Origin of the sequence: Arthrobacter rhizosphaerae, assembly GCF_023062595.1 — a bacterium.
Classification (GTDB): domain Bacteria; phylum Actinomycetota; class Actinomycetes; order Actinomycetales; family Micrococcaceae; genus Arthrobacter; species Arthrobacter rhizosphaerae.
This window is the reverse complement of sequence record NZ_JALLAN010000007.1, coordinates 43451-68889: the sequence shown is the minus strand read 5'-3', so window position 1 is coordinate 68889 and position 25439 is coordinate 43451. Positions and strand designations below refer to the sequence as shown.

Here is a 25439-nt window from a genome sequence, read left to right as displayed (position 1 = left end):
AATCCTAGGGCCCTGAAGAAAACTTCTACAGCGTTGGAGGGCGCGCGGCGCGCTGCCGCCCCAAGCCCGTCAACACGCTGAATGATAGTTTTGACAACGGGGGATGCGGATAGTGGCGTCGGCCCGGCACCCAGCGATAGCGGAACGAAGATTGAACCAGTTAGGCGGTACCGATGAGCGGACGTCACAGCGGCCGGACAAGCAACGGACTGCGCCTCACCGCGCTGCCCAAAACCCTGAGGCTTGTCATCAGGCTCTTGCCACGGCAGATCAACGACGAAATTGCCCTGGCCAAGGTGGAGATCAAGCGTAAAGGCATTCAACTCGGCACTGCAGCCGCTTTCTTCGCGGTGGCATTGCTGTTCGGCGCGTTCCTGCTGACAGGACTTATCGTTGCCGCCATCATGGGCCTGGCCACTATCATGCCGGCCTGGCTGGCGGCCCTGATCATCTGCGCTGTCTTTCTGCTGATCATGCTCATTGGAGCCCTGGTGGGGCTGCGGAAGTTCAAGAAGGCCATGCCCTTGCTGCCGGAAGACACCATCCGTGGATTCAAGCACGATCTCGGCGTGGTTAAGGAGGGCTCGGACTACGACCCGAGCATCCTTGATCCTTCCTCGGAACAGGCCAAGGCCGCCAAAGCCGAAAGAGACGCGAAGGCTGCCATGGCCAAAGCGGAGAAGGAAGCGAAGGCTGCTGCCGAACCCGATCTGGCTCCCACCCCCACCGAAGCTGAACTGCGCCGCCGCCTGACACAGCGCCGTCACCATCTCACCGGGGTCCGGGACGATCTCGGCGAAGAACTCGACGTCAAGGTGCAGGGGCAGGCGCTTCTGGCCGGTGCCCAGGCCATCCTAAGGGACGGCCAGGAAGCTGTTGGAGGCAGGATAGCTGCCCTCTCCGAAGCGGCTTCCGCATCCCTTCCCAAGGGCAGCTCAGGCCGGCCGGAGCTGCGATGGAAGCCACTCGCCGCCTTTGCCGCCTCCGCCGCCGTTTTTCTGGTTCTGCTGCGGAAACTATTCAAGGGTTAGGACCTGAGCTGAGCTCAGCCATGGCCGTTGCCGGCATCGAAAGGGTGAACGGATGAAGTTTATCGGCGCTGGTGCCCGGCCGGGTCAGCCGCAGGTCGACCACGACCTGATCTTCACCGTCCCCAATATCCTCACCGTCCTGCGCTTCATGGGCGTGCCGCTCTTTGTCTGGCTCGTGCTTGACCGAAAGGAATACGGCTTCGCGGTGCTGGTCCTTGCCATCATGGGCAGCACCGACTGGATCGACGGATATATCGCCCGGCGGTTCAACCAGACGTCGAGGCTGGGGCGCATTTTGGATCCCATGGCCGACCGCCTGGCCCTGATCTCGGTTGCCGTCACCCTCGTCATAGCCGGAGTGGTGGAGTGGTGGTACCTCACCGCGTTGCTGGTCCCGGACGCCGTCCTCCTGACAGCTTCCCTGTTCTATTTCCGGAACCACCCCGATCTTCCCGTCAGCCGCATCGGTAAGATCCGAACCGCCCTGTTATTGGTGGGCACACCTTTGCTGGTACTGTCCAAACTGCCCATCCCCCTGACGGAGTTGTACTTCGTCATCGCATGGGTATTTTTGGGATTTGGACTTCTAGGGCATTGGGTGGCCGCCTTCAACTACTTCCGGGCCATCGTCAGGAAAGGCAAAATGCAAAGCGCCGACGACGGCGGACGCCGCTGATGGTATGGCTGGCGGTTTTCCTTGCGGTACTGGGAGCCTTTTTCCTGGCTTTCGGCGCGCAGCGGCAGGGGAGCGCCGTAAAAGCAGACACTGGCGGGCTCGCCTTGAGTTCGAACGGGTTCCTGCGACTGCTCCGTAACCCCCGCTGGGTCTTCGGGCTGCTCCTGCTCGTGGCGGGAATGGCGATGAACTCTATTGCTCTGGTCACTGCCCCGCTCACCGTGGTTCAGCCGATTGGGGCAATCGCCCTTGTGATCACCACTATCGTCAACGCCCGTGACCAGGGCATCAGCATCAACCGGGCCACGGTGGTGGCCATTTCGGCGTGTGTGACGGGGTCGGCGCTGTTCGTCCTGCTGGCCGTCAATGTAACCCAGGAAAACCACCATGTGAGTTCCGACGACGAACTCACCATCGTGCTGCTCCTTGCTCTGGCAGTGGGCCTCTTCGGGTCACTGGCAGTCATGTTCAGGCACCGCATGAGCGCTTTCGTTTACATCATTGGAGCCGGTGTCCTGTTCGGCTTCGTGGCCGTTCTGACCCGCATCATCGGCAAACACATTCTCGATCCGAACGGGCTGGGCCTGCTCAACGTGCCGTGGTACTCCGTCGTTGCGATCGCCGCCGCGGGAGGGCTGGGTTCCTGGTTCGTCCAGAGCGCCTATTCAGGGGGGCCGCCGGACCTGGTGATTGCCGGACTCACCGTAGTGGACCCGATTGTCGGGATCGCGATCGGCATTGCAATCCTCGGCGAACTCAGGCCCGATGTCCACGCCGTGATGGCCATTTCGATGGGTACGGCGGCAACCCTTGCTATCGTGGGAGTGATAGCCCTTTCCAGGCACCATCCCGAGGTCACAAAGCGCAAGAAGGACGCGCGGAAGGCTGCGGGGCGGGTCCAGTAGGGCAACTCAGCCGACCAGACTCAGCCGGCAACCGGCGCCCCAGGCGCCGGGCACCCTGCACGGAACAGCGGCTGCCGCTGTCCTCAACGTGAACACCAGGAGCTTTCCACGTGACAATGCCCGATAGCCAAAAAGAGCCCGACAGCCAGGCACCGCTCACCATCCTGATCGCTGCGGATACTTACCCGCCCCACATCAACGGGGCCGCACAATTCGGCTACCGCCTGGCCAAAGGCATGAAGGGACGCGGGCACAACGTGCACGTGCTGGCCTGCCGGCAGGACAAGGGCTTGAGCTACACCGAGTTCCGGGACGAAGCCACGGTCCACCGGCTCCGCTCCCATAAGGTGCCCACGCATGAGTACTTCCGGATCTGCTTCCCGTGGGAGATCAAGAAGGAAATCAGCCTCCTGTTCGACAAAGTGCAGCCGGACGTTGTCCACATCCAGAGCCACTACATGATCGGTGAGCACGTGCTCTACGAAGCCGTGAAGAGGGGCATCAGGGTGGTGGCCACTAATCACTTCATGCCGGAGAACCTCAACCCGTTCATGCCGTTCCCGCAGTGGTTCAAGGACATCATTGGGCGCATTTCCTGGAAGGACATGGGCAAGGTTATGGGCAAGGCGGACGTGGTTACCACTCCCACGCCGCTCGCCGCTAAGGCCATGCACCAGCACGCCTTCCTGCGGAAGGTTCTCCCGCTCTCCAACGGCATAGATTCAGCAGCCTATGAGCTCCAGCCGGGGGAAGTCCTGGAGCCAAATCCGGCGCCTACCGTGGTGTTCGCCGGGCGGCTCGCGGAAGAAAAGCATGTGGATGTGCTGATTGATGCTGTGGCAAAGACGCCGGCTGAGTTGAACGTACATCTCCAGATTGTGGGCGGCGGCGAGGTCCGGCCCGCGCTTGAGGCGCAGGTCGAGCGTCTTGGCCTGAAGGACAGGGTCACGTTCCTGGGCCTGGCGAGCGACGCGGAGCTCCGGGAGGTTTACATCAAGGCAGACCTTTTCTGCATGCCGGGTACAGCCGAACTGCAGTCCCTGGTGACTCTCGAGGCGATGTCTGCGTCCACTCCGGTCGTGCTGGCAGATGCCATGGCGTTGCCGCACCTGGTCAACGACGGCGAGAACGGCTACCTCTTCCGGCCCAATGACAGCGGAGACCTCGCTGAGAAAATTTCCCGGGTGCTGAGCCTTCCGGCAGAAGACCGGGCCATGATGGGCAAGGCGAGCCGCTCCATGGTGGAACCTCACAGCATCGATGGTGTCCTGCAGAAATTCGAGGACCTGTACCGGGGCGCCAGCTACGACGACATCCAGGTCTGACGACACCATGGTCCAGAGTGGCGTGGGCACCACCGGTGCTCGACTACTATTGTTAGAGTGTTTTTGCCCCGGGGGCGCTGTCCTGTCTGGATGGTGCTCTGGGGGCGCACGGGGCTATAGCTCAGCTGGTTAGAGCGCGGGACTCATAATCCTAAGGTCCTCGGTTCAAGTCCGAGTAGCCCTACTGTTTGAACAAGATCTGAACAAGAAAGGAGCCGTGGCTCGAGGGTGAAACCCTCAGCCACGGCTCCTTTGCTTTTGGCTCCATGTGCGGTATGTTACTGATCGGTATGTTACTCATGGGTAACTTATTAAACCCGCAGTCCAGGCCCTCCGGCCCTTGCTGACCACATGTGAAGGAACACCATGTCCAAAGCTGCTATCGACATCGATAACCTCCCCTACGCTGACGGTGACTTTTTTGGGTTCGAGCAGATGCTCACCACCAAAGAGCAGGACCGCCTTGCTGAAATCCGTGGATTCCTGGCCCGGGAAGTAAAGCCGATCGCAGTGGACTGCTGGAACCGGGGGGAATTCCCGATGGACCTGATCCCCAAGCTGGCAGAAATTGACCTCGTCAGTCCCGTGAGGCGCCAGGGCCACTCGAACCTCTTTGCCGGCATCATTCACGCTGAAGTCACCCGCGCTGATACCTCCATTTCCACTTTCATGGGAGTCCATGACGGATTGTTCACTGGCTCTATTGAGGCGCTGGCGTCCCAGGAACAGCAGGAAGCCTGGCTGCCTGATATCTACTCCATGAAGAAGATCGGGGCGTTCGGCCTGACTGAACCCCTCGGCGGTTCCGACGTTGCGGGTGGCACCCGCACCACGGCACGATATGACGGCGGTCAGTGGATCCTTAACGGAGCCAAGCGCTGGATCGGCAACGCCACTTTCTCCGACTGGGTGGTGATTTACGCCCGCGACGAGGCCGACAACCAGGTCAAAGGCTTCCTCGTGGACACCAAGTCCGCCGGCTACGCGGCCACCAAGATCGAGAACAAGATCTCCCTCCGTACCGTCCAGAACGCGGACATCGTCCTCGACAACGTGGTGGTTCCCGACTTCTTCAAACTTGCGAACGCCAACAGCTTCAGGGACACGAACAAGGTCCTCAAGGTCACCCGTCTCGGGGTGGCCTGGCAGGCGGTCGGTCAGCAGCTCGCTGCCTTCGACGTCGCCCGACGCTACGCGGTTGAGCGGACCCAGTTCGGCCGGCCGCTCGCCTCCTTTCAATTGATCCAGAGCCAGCTGGTTCAGATCCTGGGGAACGCTGTCAGCTCAATGGGCATGATGGTCCGGCTGTCCCAGCTGGAGGATGCAGGCCTGGCGAAGGACGAACAATCCGCGCTTGCCAAGGCCTTCACCACTGCCCGCATGCGGGAGAGCGTTGCCCTGGGCCGCAGCATTCTGGGCGGCAACGGGATCGTCACCGACTACGAAATGGCAAAAGTCTTCGCTGATGCCGAAGCCATTTACTCGTACGAAGGCACTCACGAAATCAACACCCTGGTGACCGGGCGCGCGATCACGGGAATCTCGGCCATCGTCTAAGCCGGCAATCGTCTAAGGCCCCCTGGCTGTCAGCGGGAGCAGGATGGAGGGACGCAGGTCCCTGACGAACGACAACGGGTCGAGGTACTCCTCGCCGCGGCGTACTCCCCAGTGGAGACACGGTATGTCCCCGCAATGACCAGGAAGCACGGTGCCGATAACGTCTCCCTTCGACACCGCCGTTCCGACAGCCAGGCTGCTCTCGACGGGTTCGAAGCTGCTCTTGACGCCGCCATGATCGATGGTGATGACAGGCCGGTCCACCACAACGCCTGCGAACGTGACTGTGCCTGCCTCCGGCGAAGTGACCGGCGTGGCGCTTGCTGTGGCTTTAAGATCAACTCCTCGATGGCCGCTTAGCCACGGCTTGTCCGGCGGGTCGAAGGCCCGCAGTACCGCGGGCTCAGGGGACAGCGGCCAACTCCAATTGCCCCGGGGTTCATCGATGGCCGTTTCGGCCGGACCTTCACCTGCCAAGGGTGCGATGAGCAGCACGAGCACTGCGAGGATTGATGCTTTCATATCCCCAGCCTGCCCGTCTCCGTGTGCCGTCGTAAGGCGCCCGACCTGCTATGTGGAGAACGTGCTGACGGCCCCGGGTTTGGTCTCTGGTAAGGGAGGCGCTGTAGTACACTTGACGGAGCAGTTTGCTGTGCCCTCAACGGTGCCTGCCTTCAGCCCACGTTACGTCCGCGTCCGTGTTCTGCAGGTTGCCATTCGTCGGCACGTCTCATTCAGAGGTGTGGGGGAGCAGTAGCTGACTACGCGCATCCAGCCCTCCGTTTTCGGAAGTCCAGCCAGTCCGGACTTTCGGCTGTGGAGGATTGCGCCTCTTGCGGTCAGTACCGGCAACGGTCCTGATGAGAGGAGCAAGGGATGCCAGGAGCAAAAGCCCAACTGGGCAAAGCTAAATCAACCGTCAACTATTGGCAGGGTAAGAGAGCCATGAGCTCTCTCATGAATGACCTGCCGGAAGGAGCGTCGGCATGCCCGTCGTAACTATGCGCCAGCTGCTTGACAGCGGCGTCCACTTTGGACACCAGACCCGTCGTTGGAACCCGAAGATGAAGCGCTTCATCTTCACGGAGCGCAACGGCATCTACATCATCGACCTTCAGCAGTCGCTGTCCTACATCGACCGCGCCTACGAGTTCGTGAAGGCCACCGTTGCACACGGCGGCACCGTTCTCTTCGTCGGTACCAAGAAGCAGGCCCAGGAAGCCATTGCCGAGCAGGCAATGCGCGTCGGCCAGCCCTACGTCAACCAGCGTTGGCTCGGCGGTATGCTGACCAACTTCCAGACGGTCGCCAAGCGTATCCAGCGTATGAAGGAACTCGAAGAGATCGACTTCGACGACGTCGCCGGTTCCACGTACACCAAGAAGGAGCTGCTGCTCCTCAAGCGCGAACTCACCAAGCTTGAAACCAACCTTGGCGGTATCCGCAACCTGACCAAGGCACCTTCGGTGCTCTGGATCGTGGACACCAAGAAGGAACACCTTGCTGTTGACGAAGCCAAGAAGCTGAACATCCCGGTTGTTGCCATCCTGGACACCAACTGCGATCCCGATGAGGTCGACTTCCCGATTCCGGGTAACGACGACGCCATCCGCTCCGTGAACCTGCTCACCCGCGTAGTCGCCGACGCCGTTGCTGAGGGCCTGATCGCCCGCAACCAGCGTGCAACGGGCACTGCCGAGACCCCCGAAGAGCCGCTGGCCGAGTGGGAGCGCGAGCTTCTCGAGGGCAGCAAGGCTGAAGAAGCTCCTGCCGCTGAGGCCACCCCCGCCGAAGCTGCTCCGGCTGCTGCCGAGGAAGCCCCGGCTGCCGACGAAGCACCTGAAGCTGACGCTGCCAAGTAAGCAGGCAATCAAAGCTTGACCATCCCTGGGTTGCCCGCAGCTCCGGGACTACCGACCGGATGGCTGCTCACTCGCTGAGCAGCCATCTTGTCGGTGACCACAAACACACAATTTTCTAGACAGAGGGGTTCACATGGCCAACTACACTGCCGCTGATATCAAAGCTCTGCGCGAGCGCACCGGCGCCGGCATGATGGATGTCAAGAAGGCTCTTGACGAAGCCAACGGTGACGCCGAGAAGGCCATCGAGATCATCCGCATCAAGGGCCTGAAGGGCGCTACCAAGCGTGAAGGCCGCTCCACTGCTGAAGGCCTGGTTGCTGCCAAGGTCGAGGGCAACGTAGGCGTGATGGTCGAAGTCAACTGCGAGACTGACTTCGTGGCCAAGGCTGACAAGTTCATCCAGCTTGCCGACAAGGTTCTGGCTGTTGCTGTGGAGTCCGGCGCTGCCGATCTCGATACCCTCCTCGCCACCGACGTTGACGGCAAGCCGTTGTCCGAGGTCGTCGTCGAAGAAGGCGCTGTCCTTGGCGAGAAGGTTGTTGTCCGCCGCATCTCCCGCGTTGAGGGTGGAACGGTTGACGCCTACCTGCACAAGACCTCCAAGGACCTCCCGGCTCAGGTCGGCGTGCTCTTTGCTGTTGAAGGCGAAGGCGAAGCTGCCGCTACGGCCGCACACGACATTGCCGTCCACATCGCGGCCATGGCACCGAACTACCTGACCCGCGCCGACGTTCCGGCCGAGCTTGTAGAGTCCGAGCGCCGCATCGCCGAAGAGACAGCCAAGGCTGAAGGCAAGCCCGAGGCAGCCATGACCAAGATTGTGGAAGGCCGCGTAACCGGCTTCTACAAGGGCGAGGTCCTGGTTGACCAGGCATTTGCCAAGGATGCCAAGAAGTCCGTGACACAGGTTCTCGAAGAGGCCGGCGTCAAGCCCGTCGCCTTCACGCGTTTCCGCGTAGGTTCCTAGTCATATATGCCAAGGGGTGGTCACCACGGTGACCGCCCCTTTTGCATGCACAGACAGCGGCGGCCATTGCCCGGCCAAAGGCGCCGGCAGTGACACATTTGCCGCCTCGCACGATAACCTAGCTCAGAGTTCACCAACGGGAAGGCACCATGGAAACCGTAAACACTTCGACCCATCCGGAGAAGAACCGACGGCGCGTCCTCCTCAAGCTCTCAGGTGAGGTGTTCGGCGGCGGCAAGCTCGGCGTCGACCCTGACACAGTACGCGGCGTGGCAAAGCAGATCGCGGCAGCGGTACCGGACGTCGAGGTGGCGATCGTCGTCGGCGGCGGCAATTTCTTCCGCGGCGCCGAACTTTCCCAGAGCGGGATGGACCGCTCCCGGGCCGACTACATGGGCATGCTGGGCACAGTAATGAACTGCCTCGCCCTCCAGGACTTCCTCGAGCAGGCCGGTGTGGAAACACGCGTCCAGAGCGCCATCACCATGGGCCAGGTCGCAGAGGCCTACATCCCCCGCCGCGCGATCCGCCATATGGAAAAGAACCGCGTAGTCATTTTTGGCGCCGGGGCAGGATTGCCGTACTTCTCCACGGACACTGTTGCGGCCCAGCGGGCACTCGAGGTCCACGCCGACGTCGTGCTGATGGCCAAGAGCGGGGTGGACGGCGTCTACACCGCTGACCCCAAAAAGGATCCCAAAGCCCAAAAGCTGGACCGGCTCAGTTACGACGACGCCCTCCGCCGCGACATCCGCGTGATGGACCAGACAGCCATGACCATGTGCAAGGACAATGACCTGTCCATGGTGGTCTTTGGCATGGAGGGTGAGGGCAACGTGACCCGTGCCATCCGTGGCGAGGAACTGGGGACCCTGGTCACGCCCTAGCAACGGCTAGGATGTTTTTAGGCCGGATCCCGCAGGCGGGACCAACAGGCAGACGGAACCACAACCGTGCAACTCGCAGGCAAGCCGGAGTGCACTAATTTTCTGAGGAGAGATCGTGATCGAAGAAACCTTGCTCGAAGCCGGGGACAAGATGGACAAGGCAGTCGAAGTAGCCAAGGAAGATTTCGCCTCGATCCGCACGGGCCGCGCCACTCCCGGCCTCTACAACAAAGTCATCGTTGAGTACTACGGCACCCCTACACCCTTGCAGCAGCTGGCCTCCTTCGCAGTCCCGGACGCCCGGACGATTCTGGTCACCCCCTATGACAAGACGGCGCTGCGGGACATCGAGCGCGCTCTGAGTGATTCCGAAGTTGGCGCCAACCCTTCCAACGACGGCAACGTCATCCGCATCACCATTCCGGAACTGACACAGGAACGGCGCAAGGAATACGTCAAGATCGTCAAGGGCAAGGGTGAGGACGCGAAGGTCTCCATCCGCAACATCCGGCGTAAGGCCAAGGAGACCTTGGACAAGCTGGTCAAGGACGGCGAAGCCGGCGAAGACGAAGGAAGCCGCGGCGAAAAGGAACTCGATTCCATGACCAAGGCCCACGTGGACAGCATCGACGAGCTGCTCAAGCGCAAGGAAGCCGAGCTGCTCGAGGTCTGATGAGTCAGGCACAGCAGGGCCCGGGGGCTCAGCCCCGGGTACGTCGGATGCAGCGCCCCAATCCCACCCCCAAGGCGGGACGCAACCTTCCGGCCGCCATCGCCGTCGGGCTTGCCATGCTTTTTGCGGTACTCGGCGGGCTGCTGTTCCTGCCGCTTGGCTTCGTGGTGGTCACCACCACGTTTGCCGCGATGGGAGCCTGGGAGATTTTCCGTGCGCTCGAAGTGTCCGGGACCAGGATCCCCATCGTCCCGGTGATGACCGGAACCGTCGCGATGCCCATCTCGGCATACTTCGGCGGCCTGGAAAGCCTGCTGTTCGCGATGCTGCTCAGCAGCGTTGCTGTTCTGCTGTGGCGATCCATTGAAAGCGCCGAAGGATCCGCGCGGAGCATCTTCGGCGGCGTGTTCACCCTCGCCTGGGTCCCCTTCCTGATCAGCTTTGCCGTGCTCCCGCTGCATGCGACCGGAGGGGCCACTCCGGTGGGGCTGTACGACGACGGCGTGGTGCCGCAGGGTGCCTGGCAGATCGTAACGCTGCTGCTGCTGGTGGTCTCCAATGACACCTTCGGTTACCTCGTTGGTGCCTCGTTGGGGAAGCATCCGATGGCTCCGAAAATCAGCCCGAAGAAGTCCTGGGAAGGATTCGCCGGCTCTGTGGCAGGTGCCATGGTTATCGGAGTCCTGGCCAGCATCTTCCTGCTGGGCAAACCCTGGTGGGTGGGCGTTGCCCTCGCTGTCGCCATGGTGGCTGCAGCCACGGCAGGCGATCTTGCCGAGTCGATGGTCAAACGCGAGCTGGGGATCAAAGACATGAGCAGCGTCCTGCCCGGTCACGGCGGCATTATGGACAGGCTGGACTCAATCGTGTTCGCTTCTCCTGCCGCATTCATCCTGTTCGCGGCCTTCGCGGGAACATGACGGTTCTTCGCGCCGGTAGTATCCGGCACCCTAGAATAGTGCGGAGCAACTCAGGCTGGACCGCATTGAAGGACAAAACGTGAGAGTGGACATGCAACGGCAGATACCCGCAACCTTCGACCGTGTAGAGCGGAATGAATACGGTTACAACGCCAAGCAGGTGGACGAGTTCCTGCAGCGTGCCAGGGTCTCCTTCGAAAACCCGCATGCCGCGTCCTCCGTCATCAAAAGCTCTGACGTCCGTGCCGTGTCCTTTGACCCGGTCAAAGGCGGTTATGCGGCCGACGGTGTAGACGCTGCCCTGGACCGGTTGGAAGATGCTTTCGCCCGCCGGGAACGTGATGAACTCATTGCCCAGCGGGGTGAGGATGCCTGGCTCCGGGAAATCGGAAAGCTTTCCGGGCTCCTCCGGGGACGCCTGCACAGGCCCGATGGTGAGCGTTTCCGCCGGCCGACCAAGTCCCGGGTGCGAAGCTACAACATGATCGATGTGGACAATCTCTGCCGTGACCTGATCGGTTACCTTGAGGAAGACCGCCCGCTCAGCGTCGACAATGTCCGCAAGGCTGTCTTTCGTCAGGCATCAGGTCCCGATGGCTATGAGGAAACCCAGGTGGATGCTTTCCTTGACCGCGTCGTGGAGCTCATGGCTGCCATCGACTAGCGCTCGGTCGGGTGGCGTTCGACAGGCAGGCGTTCCACAAGTTGACGTTCGGCCGTTTGGCGTACGGTCTCGAGCGGGCGCTCCGGGGTGTGCAGGCGGGTCATAACGCGCGAGATGGTTGCGGGCACCCTGTTGCTGGTTGTCCGGGAGGCCAGGACCATCACGGCGAAAGCGGCTGGAACCGACCACGCCGCTGGCTGGGCAAGCCAGAAAGGTGTGGCCGCTGAGCCGAGGATTGCCCCGGCAACCATCGCACCGCCACAAAGGATTGCCCCGGTCAGCATGCCGGCGATGGCGCCGGCATCTGTCAGGCCGCGCCACCAGATGCCGAGAAGCAGCACTGGGCAGAGCGTTGAGGCTGTGAACGCGAAGACAAGGCCAACGCTGCCGGCCAGGGCCAACGAATCCGTTGAGAACGCGAAGGCCAGGGGAACCGTGGCAGAGATCAGGGCTGCCACGCGGAATCCGCGGACGCTGCCGCCAAGGACGTCCTGGCTGATAACACCTGCGAGCGACACCACGAGGCCGGACGTGGTGGACAAGAAAGCAGCAAACGCACCCGCAACCACCAAAGCGGAGAGCAGTTCACCTGCCGTTCCGCCGATTAGCCTGCCGGGAAGCAGAAGCACCAGGGCATCGGCCTGGCCGCGTTGGGCCAGATCAGGAGCAAACAGCCGCCCCGCGAGTCCATAAGCCGTTGGAAAGAGATAAAAGACGGACAGTAATCCGAGCACGATCAAAGTGGTACGGCGGGCTGACTGTCCGTCCGGGTTTGTATAGAAGCGCACCAGCACATGCGGCAATCCGAGGGTGCCGAAGAGCAGGGCCACCAGCAGGGAAATGTTCTGGTACATCCCGGCTGGCGGCAGCCCTGTGGGGTTGGTTACCGGCTCGGCTAGGGGAGTGGCACCGGTTCCAGCCAGGGCCAGAAGCATAAAAATTACCGGAACAGCCAAGGCCGTGAGTTTGAGCCAGTACTGGAAAGCCTGGACGAAGGTGATGGACCGCATGCCGCCAGCCACCACGGTCAGACACACCACCACAACCACTGCCACCGAGCCCACCCAGGATGGAAGTCCGGTAGTGATGCGTATGGTGAGAGCGGCTCCATGGAGCTGCGGAACGATGTACAGCCAGCCAACCATGACGACAATGAGGCTCGTGACGCGCCGGACAGCCTTGGAGTCCAGCCGGGACTCAGTGAAGTCAGGAATGGTGTACGCCCCCGAGCGCCGCAGGGGTGCCGCCACAAAAAGCAGCAGCATGAGGTAGCCGGCGGTGTAGCCCACCGGAAACCACAGGGCATCTGTTCCCGACAGCAGGATGAGTCCGGCCACGCCCAGGAAGCTTGCCGCCGACAAGTACTCGCCACCGATCGCGGAAGCATTCCACCAGGGCGGGACAGTACGGGAGGCGACGTAAAAGTCGCCGGTGGTCCGTGAGATCCGCAGACCGTAGAAGCCGATTGCCGCCGTCGCCAGCGAAACTGCAACGAAAGCTGCAATGCCCACCACGGGGTTCATCGACTCATCATTTGTCCTCCGCAAGGTCCCGGTAGCGGGATTCGTTCCGTGCTGCGCTCCGGATGTAGAGCCAGGCGCTGATCCCGATCACCGGATAGATTCCGGCCCCCAGCAGGAGCCAGTCAAAGGGGATCCCAGCGACCCGTACGGCGGCAAGCCCCGGGACGAGACCAAGGAGTACGGGAAAAGCAACGAGGATCAGCAGGAAGCCTGCGGCCACCACGATTCCCAGCCGCAACTGCGAGCGGATCAGGGACCGCACAAAGACCTGGCCCACCTCGGATTCCTGGGCAGCTTCGCGGGTGTCTGCAGCCGGCCGCACGGCGGACCGGGGTGCTGTGACACGGACCCGGGTCATGTCTGCGGCCGGATCCTGGTGGCCTCGAGCTTTTCCCTGACAGCCGGCAGGTGCCGGCGGCTTATGGAGAGCTCAGCGCCGACCACCGTGACGCTGGGCCGCGCGGCTGCCAGCTTCATGTGGGTGACATGCTTCAGGGAAATCAAATAGGAGCGGTGGGTGCGGATAAACCCGGCCTCGGCCCACTGCTGCTCCAGATCAGCCAGGGGGACCCTGACGAGGTAGCTCGCCTCGGCAGTGTGGAGCCGCGCATAGTCTCCTTGGGCCTGTACGTAAGTGACATCGTCGCGCCGGATCATCTTTGTGGTGCCGCCCAGATCCACGGTGATCAGCTCCGGCGGCTCCGCGCCGTCTCTGAGCAGTTCACAGATCCGTCCAACCGACCGGGCCAGACGCTCCGCCCTTACCGGCTTGAGCAGATAGTCGACGGCGGCAAGTTCGAACGCTTCAAGTGCGCAGTCCTCATCGGCAGTGACAAATACGACGGCGGGTGGACGGGAGCTTCGGGAAATCACACGGGCGATGTCCAGGCCGGAGACGGCAGGCATGTGGATGTCCAGGAAAACGGCGTCAACAGTTTCCGCCTCGAGCGCCCGCAGGGCAGCGGCTCCTGAGGAAGCGCGGTGGATCGTGCCGATTCGGTCGTCCTTGCCCAGTAGAAAGGCAAGCTCCTCGACGGCTGGCAGCTCGTCGTCAGCGACGAGAACGTTAATCATGGTTCTAGGGTAGTGGGCACCGGCGACGCCAGATACGGCAACGGAGTTCAGGCGTCGTGGTGCGGTTGGGATTTCGGAATACGCATGGTGATCAGGGTGCCTTCCCCTGGAGCAGTCTCGATCACCAGTCCGTTGTCCTCTCCATAGACCTGGCGAAGCCGGGCATCCACGTTGCGCAGCCCCACATGGTCACCATCGGTGTGTCCCGCGAGCATGGACCGGAGCTCTTCCGGATCCATCCCGACGCCGTCGTCCTCAATCGTCACTTCGGCGAAAGCGCCGGAGTCGTGGGCCGTCAGGGATATGCGGCCCGGGCCTTCCTTGGCTTCAAGCCCGTGCCGGACGGCGTTCTCCACGAGCGGCTGCAGGCTCAGGAACGGGATCACCGTGCTCAGGACTTCGGGTGCGATCTGCAGGCTTACCTGGACCCGGTCACCGAATCTGGCCCGCTCCAGGAGCAGGTAACGGTCAATGCACCGCAGCTCTTCCGCGAGCGTGGTGAAATCCCCGTGCCGCCGGAAGGAATACCGGGTGAAATCTGCGAACTCCACCACCAATTCCCTGGCCCGGACGGGGTCGGTGTTGATGAAGGATGCGATGGCATTGAGGGAGTTATAGATGAAGTGGGGGCTGATTTGGGCACGAAGGGCACGCACTTCGGCTTCCATGAGGAGGGTGCGGGAGGCGTCGAGTTCTGCAAGTTCCACCTGCGTCGCCACCCAGTCCGCCACCTCCCCGGTTGCCCGGACAAGGCCTGATCCGGCGGCCGGAGCGAACGCAGCAACCACCCCCACCACTCTGCCGCCGGCCTTGATGGGCGCTATGACTGCCGCGAGCTCTGTTGCGGCGGCATCCTTGTTTTTGACCCCGGCCCGGGCTTTTCCTGCCGCCCGTACAGCCGCTTCCGCGGTCAGGAGTTCTCCGGCCGGGACGACGGCGGTGCGCCCGCCGGACAGGACGTCAGCAGCCCGTGCCATCAGGAGGGGCTTCAGCTCTTCGGCTGCACCATCCCAGGCCAGCACTCCTGATGTGTCGGTGATGGCCAGCGCCTCACAGCCCAGCAGGCTCCGCAGCTGACGGCTTGCCTTGGCCGCTCCAGAAGGAGTCAGTCCGGTCCTCAGATGCTGCCCGGCGCGGGAGGCCGCATGGAGTGTCTTGTAGGTTGCGCGTTCAGCATCGCTGCCCAACTCCCGGAAGGAGCGCAACACCTTCAGGCCAACGCCCACGACGACGGCAATGGCCAGGGCGATCACGGCAACTGCGGCGGCGGTGTAGAGGGGAGAGTCCGGCATGGTGCCAGCGTAGCCGCCGTTTGTCGCAGCATCGCAACCGTTGGGCGACGGAAGAGGTACTGGCTCTGGAAGGCCGGCATGGTCACGGGTCACAGTGATTGCAGTCACATTGGCCGGGGGACTCTGAAACCGGTGTGGATGAGCAAGTCTCAACGAGGAGGAATGATGGGTAACGACGCCCAAACCACGGATACAGCGGAGTCCGTGGACTTCAAGGAAGTCCAGTCGACGGAGCGGTTCCAGGAACTGCGCAAACGTCACCGCAGCTTTGTTTTCCCCATGGCCGTTGCGTTTCTGCTGTGGTACTTCGCCTACGTGCTGCTGGCCGACTACGCAGTGGGTTTTATGTCCACGAAGGTCTGGGGCAACATCAACATCGGCCTTATCCTGGGCCTGCTGCAATTCGTGTCCACCTTTGCAATAACGGGCTGGTACGTCAGTTACTCCAACCGGAAGCTGGACCCGATTGCCGCCGAGATCCGCCAGGGAATTGAAGGCCACGAATTCGATAAGGCAGGCAACCCTGTGAGCGGAGCAGTGAAATGATCGGAATTCCGTCTGCGGTGAATGTCGCCGCCCTCAAGGACACCACCCTGCTGAACATGGCGATCTTCGGCCTGTTCGTGGCGGTCACGATGGTCATTGTTTTCCGTGCCAGCCGCAACAACAAAACAGCCGCTGACTACTACGCGGCGGGACGTTCATTCAGCGGATCCCAGAACGGCACAGCCATTGCCGGCGACTACCTGTCCGCCGCCTCATTCCTGGGCATCACGGGTGCAATCGCGATCAACGGCTATGACGGCTTCATGTATTCCATCGGCTTCCTCGTGGCCTGGCTCGTGGCGCTGCTGCTCGTAGCGGAACTGCTTCGTAACACCGGCAAGTACACCATGGCCGACGTCCTGTCCTTCCGCCTCAAGCAGCGTCCGGTCCGCATCGCGGCTGCCATTTCCACCCTCGCTGTGTGCTTCTTCTATCTGCTCGCGCAGATGGCCGGGGCCGGAAGCCTGATCTCCCTCCTGCTGGGCATCAGCGATTGGGGCGGACAGGCCCTGGTGATCATCGTCGTCGGCGCCCTCATGATCATGTACGTCCTGATCGGCGGCATGAAGGGCACTACCTGGGTCCAGATCATTAAAGCGATCCTGCTGATCGCCGGTGCCGGCGTCATGACCTTGTGGGTTCTCTCCATTTACGGCTTCAACCTCTCCAACCTGCTTGGTGCTGCCGTGGAGACGGCCAACAACCCCAACGTGCTGAACCCCGGGCTTCAGTACGGCAAGTCAGAGACCTCCAAGCTCGACTTCATGTCCCTTGGACTTGCCCTCGTTCTGGGCACGGCTGCGCTTCCCCACGTCCTGATGCGCTTCTACACCGTTCCCACAGCCAAAGAAGCCCGCAAATCAGTGGTCTGGTCCATCTGGCTCATTGGTCTCTTCTATCTGTTCACCCTGGTCCTGGGCTATGGCGCCGCCGCCCTCGTGGGGGCCGACACCATCAAGTCCGCGCCTGGCGGTGTCAACTCCGCCGCGCCACTGCTGGCCTTCCACCTTGGCGGCCCGCTGCTCCTGGGCTTCATCTCCGCTGTAGCGTTCGCCACCATCCTCGCGGTGGTTGCAGGCCTGACCATCACTGCGGCGGCTTCGTTCGCTCATGACATCTACGCCAGCGTCATCTCCAAGGGAAAGGCCGACGCCGATACTGAGGTGAAGGTTGCCAGGCGCACCGTGGTGGTCATCGGGGTCATGGCAATCGTGGGCGGTATCTTCGCCAACGGCCAGAATGTTGCCTTCCTTGTAGCGCTCGCATTCGCCGTGGCGGCCTCTGCGAACCTGCCCACCATTGTTTACTCCCTGTTCTGGCGGAAGTTCACCACGCAGGGTGCTGTGTGGAGCATGTATGGCGGGCTCGGTTCGGCAATCATCCTGATCATATTTTCGCCAGTGGTTTCCGGCGGAGCGACCTCGATGATCAAGGACGCGAACTTTGCGATCTTCCCCTTGAGCAACCCGGGCATTGTTTCCATCCCGCTGGCCTTCTTCCTGGGGTGGCTTGGAACAGTCCTCGACAAGCAGCGTGAGGACACCGCGAAGCAGGCCGAAATGGAGGTCCGCTCCCTGACGGGCGTCGGCGCAGAGAAAGCGACCAACCACTAGTCCCGAACTGCCTACGGCCCTAAACAGCAGGAGCTCCCGTGCACATGCACGGGAGCTCCTGCCGTCTCTGTTATCTGCTTGTCACGGGTCTTAGCCGGTGAATGGCCTCATTCCAGCGGCTCGATCCAGACTTCGGTCACTTTGAGCTGGTCCCTTCCCTCAAAGAAGTACTCGAACTCGAGATCCTTGTCATCGCAGATCAACACACCCCAGACTTCGGCAAACTTTGTTCCGTCCTCCTTGTACGACTCCACGCCGCTGTATGTGGGCTCGCACGAAGCGTCGAGTTCCAGCTCCTTGTGGCCGGCGATGAAATCCTCTTTGGAGACTTCCTGCCGAAATGAGGAATCAAGATATTTGTCGTAGGCGTTATCGGCCTCACCGGAAACCATCAGCCTCGTAAAATCGTCGGCAACGTCTTTTGCCTGGTTTGTGGTTGCGCCCACAACGTTGAGCAACAGCACCACCCCGGCTGCTATCAGAAGCAGAACGACGCCCACACTCCCAAGCACAATCCACAGCGCCTTCTTGCTGCCGGCAGGCGGCGGCGGCCACTGCGTCTGGGACTGGGGATAAGAGGGCTGTCCGGGGAAGGGCGGCTGCTGCCAGCCCTGTTGAGGGTAAGGGGGCTGCGGGTATCCCGGGGCAGGCGGGGGCCACCCCTGCTGAGGGTAAGGGGGCTGCGGGGATGGTGGGGCGGGCGGCGGCCAGCCCTCTTGGGGATAGGGAGGTTGCCCGCCCTGTGGGTGAGCGTGTTCGCCGCCGGCGGGCGGCTGCCAGGGTTGCTGCGAGCCCTGCTGCCAAGCCGGTTCCGGATGCGTCTCGGGGAATGACTGTCCCGGGTTCTGCTCCGGCGATGGGCGGGGGTACGGCCCGGGCTGTTCAGATTCCGGAGGATTGCTCAAGAGGGTGCCTTTCCGGCAGCCGTTTTGTGCCACTGCCTGGGTGTTCAAGGAGCCGGGGGCGGTCCCATGGGTGCGATGAAAATCAGCCTATAGCCCGGATACCTGCGCACGCGGCTTTCACCCCACAATGCCCCCGTTTTTGTCACTCCCACGGGGCGATATAGCTAAATGGATTCCGCTGAATTCCGTTCGAGCAATGGCTGGACCCGGAAAGGAATCAGCTCGCCCATCGCCAAGGCAGTGTCCGTCCTGTCCACACCCTCGCAGGACAGGATCTTGCCGTTGATCCTGAACAGGTCCTCGGCGTCAACCGCCACAACCCGCAGGAACAGGTCGGCCGAACCTGTGAGTCCGTAGCCTTCAAGGATTTCCGGGATGGCTGCCAAATCAACCGCAAGCTGCTTCAGCTTCTGCTGCTGCACGTGGACGGAGATAAAGGCCATCAGCGGATAACCAAGCGATACCGGATTGATACGCCGCTCGAAGGAGAGGAAGACGTGCTTTTTCTCCAGTTGCGCCATGCGGGCCTGCACCGTGTTCCGGGAGAGGCCGAGCTTTTGCGCGAGCGCCACAACAGTCCGCCGTGGATCGCGTGCCAAGGCAGAAAGCAGGCGGGTGTCAGTGCCATCCAAAGCTTGCATAATGCGCAACGTTAGCACGGTCCCAGCACGCCATACAGTGCACAATGCTCAGTTCAAATTGAAGTGGTTGTACCGCATGAACATTGTGAGTATGGTCACAATTATCCGGGGCAACGGGGCCCGGCGGGCTGGCATGCACAGGGATCACGAGTTCCTGGAGCCGCCAGTCACACGACGTCAGAAGGTTGCGTGCAACTATGAACGCAGACGATTTGAGCCAGGGCGGCACCACCGCAGCTGGCCCGGACAACTGGGCAAACCATCACTATCGGACCGGTGGAAACCTGGTCCAGCTGATTACCCCGGGCGGTGAACGCGTCAGCCATCCTGAATACGATGTCTGGGTCAAGGATGTCACCGACGAACAGCTCGCCTCGCTCTACGAGGACATGGTTGTCATCCGCCGCATTGACACTGAGGCCACAGCATTGCAGCGGCAAGGTGAGTTGGCCCTCTGGCCGCCGCTTGCCGGGCAGGAGGCCTCCCAGATCGGCTCGGCAAGGGCACTGCGCGACGACGATTTCGTGTTCTCCAGCTACCGGGAAAATGGAGTGGCGTACTGCCGCGGAGTGGACCTGACGGACATCGTCCGCGTGTGGCGAGGCAACGCGTCCGCAGGCTGGGATCCATACTCCATCAACATGGCCACACCCCAGATCATCATCGGTGCGCAGACACTCCACGCCACGGGTTACGCCCTGGGTATTCAGCACGACGGCGCGGACAGCGTTGCGATGGCCTACTTCGGTGACGGCGCGACGAGCGAGGGCGATGTCAACGAGGCCATGGTCTTTGCGGCCAGCTTCCAGGCACCCGTCATCTTCTTCTGCCAGAACAACCACTGGGCAATTTCCGAACCGGTAGGCCTGCAGTCCCACATTCAGCTCGCTGACCGTGCAACAGGGTTCGGAATTCCCTCGGTTCGCGTGGACGGAAACGATGTGCTCGCCGTTATGGCTGCAACCAGGGAGGCACTCGAAAGAGCACGGCACGGCGGAGGGCCCTCATTCATTGAGGCTGTTACTTACCGCATGGGCCCCCACACCACGGCCGATGATCCCACCCGTTACCGTGACGCCAACGAACTTGAGGATTGGGCTGCGAAGGATCCCATGACCCGGGTCAGGTCACTTCTGGAGCGAAGGGAATCCTGGAGCGAAGAGCTGGAAACCCGGGTTGCAGCCAAGGCTGATGCCGTGGCCCAGGAAATGCGCAGCGGCTGCATCAATATGCCGGACCCCCAGCCGCTCGACGTGTTCAAGCATGTTTACAGCACGCCGCATTCCTGGCTGGAACGCCAACAGGACCACTATTCCCGTTACCTGGCTTCGTTCGGAGACCCCGCACAGGCCGCTTCTGAAGAAGGTGCACGCTGATGACCCAGATGACCTTTGCCCGTGCCATCAACTCCGGCCTGCGCAAATCCCTGGAAAACGACCCCAAAGTAATTCTGATGGGGGAGGACATCGGTACCTTGGGCGGCGTGTTCCGCATTACCGACGGCCTGCAGAAGGATTTCGGCAAGCACCGTGTTATTGACACACCGCTGGCCGAATCCGGGATCATGGGGACCGCCGTCGGGCTTGCCTACCGCGGCTACCGCCCGGTGGTGGAAATCCAGTTCGACGGCTTCGTCTACCCGGCCTTTGACCAGATCGTCTGCCAAGTCGCCAAGCTGCACTACCGCACCCAGGGCGCAGTAAAAATGCCCATCACCATCCGCATTCCCTTTGGTGGCGGCATCGGCTCCCCGGAACACCACTCAGAATCGCCTGAGGCCTACTTCACGCATACATCAGGGCTTCGTGTCGTGAGTGTTTCCAACCCCCAGGACGCCTACATTATGATCCAGCAGGCCATCGCCAGCAATGACCCGGTGGTCTACTTTGAGCCAAAACGCCGCTACCACGACAAAGGTGAAGTGGACGAGTCCGTGGACCCCGCTTCCGCGCTTTCCATGGAAAAGGCCAGCGTTGTCACCGAAGGTACGGACGTCACCCTTGTGTCCTACGGACCCTTGGTGAAAACGGCCCGCGACGCCGCACTCGCGGCTGCCGACGACGGCGTATCTGTGGAAGTCATCGACCTGCGCTCGCTGTCGCCGGTGGACTTCTCAACCGTGGAAGCTTCGGTGCGGAAGACGGGCCGGCTCGTCGTGACCCATGAAGCCGGACAGTTCGGCGGCATAGGCGGCGAAATTGCGGCCAGCATCACCGAGCGCTGCTTCTACCACCTCGAGGCCGCCCCTGTACGCGTCACCGGCTTCGACATCCCCTACCCCTACTCCAAACTCGAAATGCATCATCTCCCGGACCTGGACCGGATCCTTGACGGCGTGGACCGGGCGCTGGGCCGTCCGAACTCGCTCAGCGGGCTGGAAGGATGATCGCCACCATGATCAAGGAATTCAGGCTGCCTGATCTCGGTGAGGGTTTGACGGAATCGGAAATCCTCAGCTGGAAAGTGAACGTGGGGGACACTGTCACGCTCAACCAGGTCATTGCCGAGGTGGAAACGGCCAAGGCCGTCGTCGAACTTCCCTCGCCATTCGCGGGAGTGGTTACCGCGCTGCATGAGCAGCCTGGGACCGTGGTGGAGGTCGGCAAACCAATCGTTTCCTTTGAAATAGCGAACGACGACGGCGGTGCGCCCGCCCCGGGCAATGGTCCTGCTGACGAGCCGCCTCCTGCAAAAAGGGAGCCGAACCTGGTGGGGTACGGCGCCGTCGTCGAAAGTTCCGGACGGCCTGTCCGAAGGGCGCGGGGCCATCTTGCCGCGGTAAAAGACGCAGCTCCTTTGGTGGACTCGCCGATGCCCACCCACCAGGCCGCTCCTGAGCCTGCTCCCGCTGAACCCGCAGCGCACAGTCAACCCGCCGCGGCTGCTGAAAGCACAGCAGAGCGGCCGCGCTCCACGCCACCCGTACGGAAGCTGGCGAAGGACCTGGGCGTGGAGATTGAGTCAGTGACCGGGACGGGCCCGGGAGGACTGATCACCCGGGACGACGTCCGGAACTTCGTGGGCGGCGGAGACCTGCCCGCTGCTGCCCACGCCTTGTCCGCGACGGCCTACTCCAGGGAAAGTGCCGATAAGCAAGGCGACGAACGGGAGGTCCGCACGCCCATCAAGGGCGTCCGGAAGTTCACCGCCGCGGCCATGGTTTCGAGCGCTTTCACTGCTCCACATGCCACGGAATTTCTTACCGTGGACGTCACTCCTTCTATGGAGCTGCTCGCCAGGCTCAAGGAAAGCCGCCCCTTTGCCGGCTACAAGCTCACTCCGCTCACCTTGGTGGCCAAGGCGCTGCTGATTGCCCTGAGGCGTAATCCGTCACTCAACACCCGCTGGGATGAGGACGCCCAGGAGATCGTGCAGTTCAACTACGTCAACCTTGGAATCGCCGCTGCAACGCCCCGCGGCCTGACCGTACCCAATATCAAGGACGCACATGCCCTGACTTTGGCCGAACTGTCCGCAGCGCTGACGGAGCTGACGGATACGGCCAGGGAAGGAAAAACCAGTCCCGCCGACCTTTCCGGTGGAACCATCTCCATCACCAATATCGGGGTGTTCGGTATTGACGCCGGAACTCCGATCCTCAACCCCGGTGAAGCGGCCATCCTTGCCACGGGGGCAGTGCGGAGGATGCCTTGGGAATACCAGGGCGAGGTGGCACTTCGTCAGGTAATGACGTTGAGCCTGTCATTTGACCACCGGCTGGTGGATGGGGAACAGGGGTCCAGATTCCTTGCCGACATAGGCTCCATCCTGTCGGATCCCGGCATCGTCCTGGCCATGGTCTAGCAGCTGCCCAGTCCAGGCGCTCCGAGCACAGGGGGTGGGGCGGAACGCCTCACCCCCTCTGCTCGGCCCAAGCGATCATGTTGGGCTCAACTGCGCAGACCAGCGCCCCAGCGGATCAGGGGGAGGTGGATCCAATGGCAGGCGGCACCATCAATGCGGCCATCGCCATGTTTTCCAGGAGAGGCCGGGCGGACGCGGCAGCCATCCGGCGGCCATGGTGGCGCACCGAATGCGGCGTTGAGTTGATAAGCCCGAACGTGGCGTGGGCGCGCATTCGCAGATCACTGGCTTCAGCGCCTGCATGGAGCTGAAGGAGGAGATCTACCCACAATTCGACGTAGCTGCGCTGCAGGGTGCGCACATTTGCCTGGTCGGATTCCGCGAGGTTGCTGAAATCCCTGTCCTGGACACGGATGACGTCCGGGTTACTGAGGGCAAAATCCACCTGGAATGCCACTAGCCCCGCCAGCGCATTGTGAGGGGTGGGGGCTTCAGCCACCACCCGCCGGCCGCCTTCCAAGAGGTCCTCGCTGACGGTCAGCAACAGCGCTCCCAAGACCGCCTGCTTGCCCGAGAAATGCCGGTAAACTGCGGGCCCGCTAACGCCGGCGGCGGCCCCCAGGTCCTCGAGCGAAACGCTGTTGAATCCGTCCCTGGCAAACAAGGTGGCGGCCGCTGACAAAAGAGCCTTGCGGCGGCTCTCCTTGGCCTGGCTGCGCTGGGTCCCGGAACCGGCTTTGGCAGCTGATCGCTGGATGGCCGCCAATGAGTTGGAGCCGGGCGTGGGGCTGCGCTGGGCCATCGGGCTGAATACCTCCTGAATCATGTGATGTTCCAAGCTCGCCAACCCTCAACGTGTTGGACATCACAGTTAATAGAGACTAACCTAAATTTCAGTTACGCGGTACTAACCGAAATAGCCAGGACGCCCACAATGGCGTCCGGGAACGGAAGCAGTCAATGGAGACACTCGCCAGCCAGGTGGACGCAGCAAGCGACGCCTTCTCGGCCAATCGCGAGGCTCAGCTCGCCTTGGCCGGTGAACTCAGGAAAAGGTTGGCCGTTGCAGCGTTGGGCGGCCCGGAGAAATCCCGCGAACGCCATGTTTCCCGGGGGAAGCTGTTGCCGCGGGAGCGCATCGACCAGCTGTTGGATAACGGGAGCCCCTTTCTGGAGATCGCCCCGCTGGCTGCCAACGGAATGTATCAGGACGATTCGCCCGGCGCTGGCGTTATTGCCGGCATCGGGCTGGTCCACGGCAGGCACGTCCTGGTGATTTCCAATGACGCCACCGTCAAGGGTGGAACCTACTATCCGATGACGGTGAAAAAGCACCTCCGCGCCCAGGAGATCGCCTTGGAAAACAGACTTCCATGCATCTACCTGGTGGACTCGGGCGGGGCCTTCCTCCCGAAGCAGGATGAGGTGTTCCCGGACAAGGAGCACTTTGGCCGGATCTTCTTCAACCAGGCCAGGATGTCTGCAGCCGGCATCCCCCAAATCGCTTCGGTCATGGGTTCCTGCACGGCGGGCGGCGCGTATGTCCCTGCCATGAGCGATGAGACCGTCATCGTCCGCAACCAGGGGACCATCTTCCTGGGCGGCCCGCCGCTGGTGAAGGCGGCCATCGGTGAAATTGTCACGGCAGAGGAATTGGGCGGGGGAGACGTTCACTCGAAAATTTCCGGCGTCACTGACCATCTGGCTGAGAATGACGAGCACGCCCTGCAGATTGTCCGCGACATCGTTGCCACCCTGCCGCCTCCTGCCAATCCCGCGTGGGAGGTGGAGGCCGCCGTCGAACCCGTGGAAGATCCGGAAGAAATTTACGGTGCCGTGCCCACAGATGTAAACGCCCAGTACGACGTCCGTGAGGTGATTGCCCGGCTGGTCGACGGCAGCCGGTTCCACGAGTTCAAGAAACACTACGGCGCCACCCTGGTGACGGGGTTCGCCCGGCTTCACGGGCATCAGGTGGGCATCGTGGCCAACAACGGTGTGCTGTTCAGCGAGTCGTCGCTGAAGGGGGCGCACTTCATCGAACTCTGTGATCAGCGCGGCATTCCGCTGGTCTTCCTGCAGAACATTTCCGGTTTTATGGTGGGCAAGGATTCCGAACAGGGCGGCATTGCCAAGAACGGGGCGAAGATGGTGACCGCCGTCGCCACCGCACGGGTACCCAAACTGACGGTGGTCATTGGAGGTTCCTTCGGTGCCGGGAATTACTCCATGTGCGGCCGCGCCTATTCGCCGCGGTTCCTCTGGATGTGGCCGGCCAGCAGGATCTCGGTCATGGGCGGAAACCAGGCCTCCAGTGTGCTGGCCACGGTCAAGCGTGAGCAGTACGAGGGACGGGGCGAGGAATGGTCCGCCGAGGATGAGGAAGCCTTCAAGGCGCCCATCAGGCAACAGTATGAGGACCAGGGGAGCCCCTACTATTCCACCGCCCGACTGTGGGACGACGGTGTCATCGATCCCGCCGATACCCGCACCGTTCTGGGGCTGGCGCTCGACGTCGTCTCCCGCACCCCGCTGCCGGAGACCTCCTTCGGCCTCTTCCGGATGTGAGCA

The 25439-nt window shown here is 62.1% G+C and carries 25 protein-coding genes and 1 tRNA gene; 18 read left to right on the top strand and 8 right to left on the bottom strand.

The window, feature by feature from the left end; all coding sequences use genetic code 11:
- The first annotated feature begins 173 nt into the window (after positions 1-173).
- The 6 genes from MU551_RS11315 (at position 174) to MU551_RS11290 (ending at position 5494) form a co-directional block, all read left to right on the top strand.
- Entirely contained in the window at positions 174-1031 is an 858-nt protein-coding gene (locus MU551_RS11315; protein ID WP_247044171.1) for a phage holin family protein, read from the top strand.
- 52 nt (positions 1032-1083) lie between these two features.
- Entirely contained in the window at positions 1084-1707 is a 624-nt protein-coding gene (locus MU551_RS11310) for a CDP-alcohol phosphatidyltransferase family protein (protein ID WP_247044170.1), read from the top strand.
- Complete coding sequence (locus MU551_RS11305) at positions 1707-2612, top strand: DMT family transporter (RefSeq protein WP_247044167.1); 906 nt, start codon at positions 1707-1709, stop codon at positions 2610-2612. Before MU551_RS11310 ends, MU551_RS11305 begins: the two co-directional genes overlap by 1 nt.
- 116 nt (positions 2613-2728) lie before the next feature.
- Positions 2729-3937, top strand: a complete 1209-nt coding sequence (locus tag MU551_RS11300; protein WP_247044465.1) for a glycosyltransferase — start codon at positions 2729-2731, stop codon at positions 3935-3937.
- Between the two features lie 110 nt (positions 3938-4047).
- Positions 4048-4121 (top strand) — tRNA-Ile (locus MU551_RS11295).
- Between the two features lie 182 nt (positions 4122-4303).
- Positions 4304-5494: an acyl-CoA dehydrogenase family protein gene (locus MU551_RS11290; protein ID WP_247044165.1), complete on the top strand. Its 1191-nt coding sequence runs from the start codon at positions 4304-4306 to the stop codon at positions 5492-5494.
- A gap of 12 nt (positions 5495-5506) precedes the next feature.
- Here MU551_RS11290 and MU551_RS11285 read toward each other — a convergent pair whose 3' ends face one another.
- Positions 5507-6016 carry a M23 family metallopeptidase gene (locus MU551_RS11285; RefSeq protein ID WP_247044163.1) on the bottom strand — a complete coding sequence of 170 codons (510 nt, stop codon included), beginning with the start codon at positions 6014-6016 and terminating at the stop codon, positions 5507-5509.
- 464 nt (positions 6017-6480) lie between these two features.
- Between MU551_RS11285 and rpsB the strand changes: the two genes are divergently transcribed.
- The 6 genes from rpsB to MU551_RS11255 all read left to right on the top strand — a co-directional run bounded on the left by rpsB (position 6481) and on the right by MU551_RS11255 (position 11470).
- On the top strand, positions 6481-7356 hold the full coding sequence (gene rpsB, locus MU551_RS11280; protein WP_247044160.1) for a 30S ribosomal protein S2: 876 nt from the start codon (positions 6481-6483) through the stop codon (positions 7354-7356).
- Positions 7357-7489: 133 nt separating this feature from the next.
- On the top strand, positions 7490-8326 hold the full coding sequence (tsf, locus tag MU551_RS11275) for a translation elongation factor Ts (protein WP_247044159.1): 837 nt from the start codon (positions 7490-7492) through the stop codon (positions 8324-8326).
- Positions 8327-8475: 149 nt separating this feature from the next.
- Positions 8476-9213 carry a UMP kinase gene (gene pyrH / locus MU551_RS11270; protein WP_247044158.1) on the top strand — a complete coding sequence of 246 codons (738 nt, stop codon included), beginning with the start codon at positions 8476-8478 and terminating at the stop codon, positions 9211-9213.
- Between the two features lie 115 nt (positions 9214-9328).
- Positions 9329-9886, top strand: coding sequence for a ribosome recycling factor (gene frr / locus MU551_RS11265; protein ID WP_247044156.1), 558 nt, complete (start codon positions 9329-9331; stop codon positions 9884-9886).
- Complete coding sequence (locus MU551_RS11260) at positions 9886-10806, top strand: phosphatidate cytidylyltransferase (protein ID WP_247044155.1); 921 nt, start codon at positions 9886-9888, stop codon at positions 10804-10806. The genes frr and MU551_RS11260 overlap by 1 nt, the downstream gene beginning before the upstream one ends.
- A gap of 91 nt (positions 10807-10897) precedes the next feature.
- Positions 10898-11470 (top strand): DivIVA domain-containing protein, encoded by a 573-nt coding sequence (locus MU551_RS11255; RefSeq protein ID WP_281507106.1) that lies wholly within the window; start codon positions 10898-10900, stop codon positions 11468-11470.
- Here MU551_RS11255 and MU551_RS11250 read toward each other — a convergent pair.
- The 4 genes from MU551_RS11250 to MU551_RS11235 are packed head-to-tail and all read right to left on the bottom strand — an operon-like array spanning position 11467 to position 15359.
- Complete coding sequence (locus MU551_RS11250) at positions 11467-12993, bottom strand: sodium/solute symporter (protein ID WP_247044153.1); 1527 nt, start codon at positions 12991-12993, stop codon at positions 11467-11469. The genes MU551_RS11255 and MU551_RS11250 overlap by 4 nt on opposite strands.
- 7 nt (positions 12994-13000) lie before the next feature.
- Positions 13001-13351, bottom strand: coding sequence for a DUF485 domain-containing protein (locus MU551_RS11245; RefSeq protein WP_247044151.1), 351 nt, complete (start codon positions 13349-13351; stop codon positions 13001-13003).
- Complete coding sequence (locus MU551_RS11240; RefSeq protein ID WP_247044150.1) at positions 13348-14067, bottom strand: LytR/AlgR family response regulator transcription factor; 720 nt, start codon at positions 14065-14067, stop codon at positions 13348-13350. Before MU551_RS11240 ends, MU551_RS11245 begins: the two co-directional genes overlap by 4 nt.
- 47 nt (positions 14068-14114) lie before the next feature.
- Positions 14115-15359 (bottom strand): sensor histidine kinase, encoded by a 1245-nt coding sequence (locus MU551_RS11235; protein ID WP_247044149.1) that lies wholly within the window; start codon positions 15357-15359, stop codon positions 14115-14117.
- A 165-nt stretch (positions 15360-15524) separates the two neighbouring features.
- Between MU551_RS11235 and MU551_RS11230 the strand changes: the two genes are divergently transcribed.
- Together MU551_RS11230 and MU551_RS11225 are read left to right on the top strand one after the other, a co-directional pair.
- Positions 15525-15905: a DUF485 domain-containing protein gene (locus MU551_RS11230; RefSeq protein ID WP_247044459.1), complete on the top strand. Its 381-nt coding sequence runs from the start codon at positions 15525-15527 to the stop codon at positions 15903-15905.
- Positions 15902-17518 carry a monocarboxylic acid transporter gene (locus MU551_RS11225; protein ID WP_247044146.1) on the top strand — a complete coding sequence of 539 codons (1617 nt, stop codon included), beginning with the start codon at positions 15902-15904 and terminating at the stop codon, positions 17516-17518. Before MU551_RS11230 ends, MU551_RS11225 begins: the two co-directional genes overlap by 4 nt.
- Before the next feature lie 107 nt (positions 17519-17625).
- Here the strand turns inward: MU551_RS11225 and MU551_RS11220 are convergent, their stop codons facing one another.
- Both MU551_RS11220 and MU551_RS11215 read right to left on the bottom strand, forming a co-directional pair.
- Positions 17626-18018 (bottom strand): hypothetical protein, encoded by a 393-nt coding sequence (locus MU551_RS11220; RefSeq protein ID WP_247044142.1) that lies wholly within the window; start codon positions 18016-18018, stop codon positions 17626-17628.
- A gap of 569 nt (positions 18019-18587) precedes the next feature.
- Complete coding sequence (locus MU551_RS11215) at positions 18588-19064, bottom strand: Lrp/AsnC family transcriptional regulator (protein WP_247044141.1); 477 nt, start codon at positions 19062-19064, stop codon at positions 18588-18590.
- A 197-nt stretch (positions 19065-19261) separates the two neighbouring features.
- Between MU551_RS11215 and pdhA the strand changes: the two genes are divergently transcribed.
- From pdhA to MU551_RS11200, 3 genes are read left to right on the top strand one after another with little or no spacing between them, the layout of a single operon-like run.
- Positions 19262-20440, top strand: a complete 1179-nt coding sequence (gene pdhA / locus MU551_RS11210) for a pyruvate dehydrogenase (acetyl-transferring) E1 component subunit alpha (protein WP_247044140.1) — start codon at positions 19262-19264, stop codon at positions 20438-20440.
- Positions 20440-21450 carry an alpha-ketoacid dehydrogenase subunit beta gene (locus MU551_RS11205; RefSeq protein ID WP_247044139.1) on the top strand — a complete coding sequence of 337 codons (1011 nt, stop codon included), beginning with the start codon at positions 20440-20442 and terminating at the stop codon, positions 21448-21450. The genes pdhA and MU551_RS11205 overlap by 1 nt, the downstream gene beginning before the upstream one ends.
- A complete protein-coding gene (locus MU551_RS11200) occupies positions 21447-22868 on the top strand; it encodes a dihydrolipoamide acetyltransferase family protein (RefSeq protein ID WP_247044138.1) in 1422 nt (473 codons plus the stop codon). The genes MU551_RS11205 and MU551_RS11200 overlap by 4 nt, the downstream gene beginning before the upstream one ends.
- Positions 22869-22983: 115 nt before the next feature.
- Here MU551_RS11200 and MU551_RS11195 read toward each other — a convergent pair whose 3' ends face one another.
- Complete coding sequence (locus MU551_RS11195; protein ID WP_247044137.1) at positions 22984-23694, bottom strand: SACE_7040 family transcriptional regulator; 711 nt, start codon at positions 23692-23694, stop codon at positions 22984-22986.
- A 134-nt stretch (positions 23695-23828) separates the two neighbouring features.
- On the opposite strand from MU551_RS11195, the gene MU551_RS11190 reads away from it, so the two are divergent.
- Positions 23829-25436, top strand: coding sequence for a carboxyl transferase domain-containing protein (locus tag MU551_RS11190; RefSeq protein ID WP_247044133.1), 1608 nt, complete (start codon positions 23829-23831; stop codon positions 25434-25436).
- The last annotated feature ends 3 nt before the right edge of the window (positions 25437-25439 follow it).

Bases quoted from the DNA above. Each gene is read 5' to 3' on its own strand.
- MU551_RS11315 (WP_247044171.1), top strand. From the start codon at position 174: ATGAGCGGACGTCACAGCGGCCGGACAAGCAACGGACTGCGCCTCACC.
- MU551_RS11310 (WP_247044170.1), top strand. From the start codon at position 1,084: ATGAAGTTTATCGGCGCTGGTGCCCGGCCGGGTCAGCCGCAGGTCGAC.
- MU551_RS11305 (WP_247044167.1), top strand. From the start codon at position 1,707: ATGGTATGGCTGGCGGTTTTCCTTGCGGTACTGGGAGCCTTTTTCCTG.
- MU551_RS11300 (WP_247044465.1), top strand. From the start codon at position 2,729: ATGCCCGATAGCCAAAAAGAGCCCGACAGCCAGGCACCGCTCACCATC.
- MU551_RS11290 (WP_247044165.1), top strand. From the start codon at position 4,304: ATGTCCAAAGCTGCTATCGACATCGATAACCTCCCCTACGCTGACGGT.
- MU551_RS11285 (WP_247044163.1), bottom strand. From the start codon at position 6,016: ATGAAAGCATCAATCCTCGCAGTGCTCGTGCTGCTCATCGCACCCTTG.
- rpsB (WP_247044160.1), top strand. From the start codon at position 6,481: ATGCCCGTCGTAACTATGCGCCAGCTGCTTGACAGCGGCGTCCACTTT.
- tsf (WP_247044159.1), top strand. From the start codon at position 7,490: ATGGCCAACTACACTGCCGCTGATATCAAAGCTCTGCGCGAGCGCACC.
- pyrH (WP_247044158.1), top strand. From the start codon at position 8,476: ATGGAAACCGTAAACACTTCGACCCATCCGGAGAAGAACCGACGGCGC.
- MU551_RS11260 (WP_247044155.1), top strand. From the start codon at position 9,886: ATGAGTCAGGCACAGCAGGGCCCGGGGGCTCAGCCCCGGGTACGTCGG.
- MU551_RS11255 (WP_281507106.1), top strand. From the start codon at position 10,898: ATGCAACGGCAGATACCCGCAACCTTCGACCGTGTAGAGCGGAATGAA.
- MU551_RS11250 (WP_247044153.1), bottom strand. From the start codon at position 12,993: ATGAACCCCGTGGTGGGCATTGCAGCTTTCGTTGCAGTTTCGCTGGCG.
- MU551_RS11245 (WP_247044151.1), bottom strand. From the start codon at position 13,351: ATGACCCGGGTCCGTGTCACAGCACCCCGGTCCGCCGTGCGGCCGGCT.
- MU551_RS11240 (WP_247044150.1), bottom strand. From the start codon at position 14,067: ATGATTAACGTTCTCGTCGCTGACGACGAGCTGCCAGCCGTCGAGGAG.
- MU551_RS11235 (WP_247044149.1), bottom strand. From the start codon at position 15,359: ATGCCGGACTCTCCCCTCTACACCGCCGCCGCAGTTGCCGTGATCGCC.
- MU551_RS11230 (WP_247044459.1), top strand. From the start codon at position 15,525: ATGGGTAACGACGCCCAAACCACGGATACAGCGGAGTCCGTGGACTTC.
- MU551_RS11225 (WP_247044146.1), top strand. From the start codon at position 15,902: ATGATCGGAATTCCGTCTGCGGTGAATGTCGCCGCCCTCAAGGACACC.
- MU551_RS11215 (WP_247044141.1), bottom strand. From the start codon at position 19,064: ATGCAAGCTTTGGATGGCACTGACACCCGCCTGCTTTCTGCCTTGGCA.
- pdhA (WP_247044140.1), top strand. From the start codon at position 19,262: ATGAACGCAGACGATTTGAGCCAGGGCGGCACCACCGCAGCTGGCCCG.
- MU551_RS11205 (WP_247044139.1), top strand. From the start codon at position 20,440: ATGACCCAGATGACCTTTGCCCGTGCCATCAACTCCGGCCTGCGCAAA.
- MU551_RS11200 (WP_247044138.1), top strand. From the start codon at position 21,447: ATGATCGCCACCATGATCAAGGAATTCAGGCTGCCTGATCTCGGTGAG.
- MU551_RS11195 (WP_247044137.1), bottom strand. From the start codon at position 23,694: ATGATTCAGGAGGTATTCAGCCCGATGGCCCAGCGCAGCCCCACGCCC.
- MU551_RS11190 (WP_247044133.1), top strand. From the start codon at position 23,829: ATGGAGACACTCGCCAGCCAGGTGGACGCAGCAAGCGACGCCTTCTCG.